Source organism: Vibrio sp. ECSMB14106, from assembly GCF_000972265.1.
In the GTDB taxonomy this organism is placed as follows: Bacteria; Pseudomonadota; Gammaproteobacteria; order Enterobacterales; family Vibrionaceae; genus Vibrio; species Vibrio kanaloae.
The window spans coordinates 1-327 of the sequence record NZ_LAUM01000089.1; the positions used below are offsets into that span (position 1 = coordinate 1).

Here is a 327-nt window from a genome sequence, read left to right on the forward strand (position 1 = left end):
CAGACACTGGCGCATCATCAACGGCAGTTACGCTTACGTCGATGTTGGCAGATACCGTATCGGTACCATCTGATACATCAAAGCCGAAGTTTACGTCGCCATTGAAGTTCTCATTTGGCGCAAAGGTGTATGTGCCGTTACCGTTATCGGTAAGGATACCGTCACCACCATCGTAGGTCACACCTTCAACTGTTAGGTTGTCACCTTCAATATCTGTAGCACCTGTTAATAGGTCTGCATCGGTGAAGATTAACGTGCCATCTTCTTCAACGCTGAACTGTTGATCTTGTGGGACTGGCAGGTCATTAACTGGGTTAACGGTTAGGT

Annotated in this window: 1 protein-coding gene; it reads right to left on the reverse strand. The window is 47.4% G+C overall.

Annotation, left to right across the window (positions count from 1 at the left end; all coding sequences use genetic code 11):
• Positions 1-327: cadherin-like domain-containing protein (locus WR49_RS20780; protein ID WP_046225285.1), on the reverse strand; the 327-nt coding region annotated here is incomplete at both ends.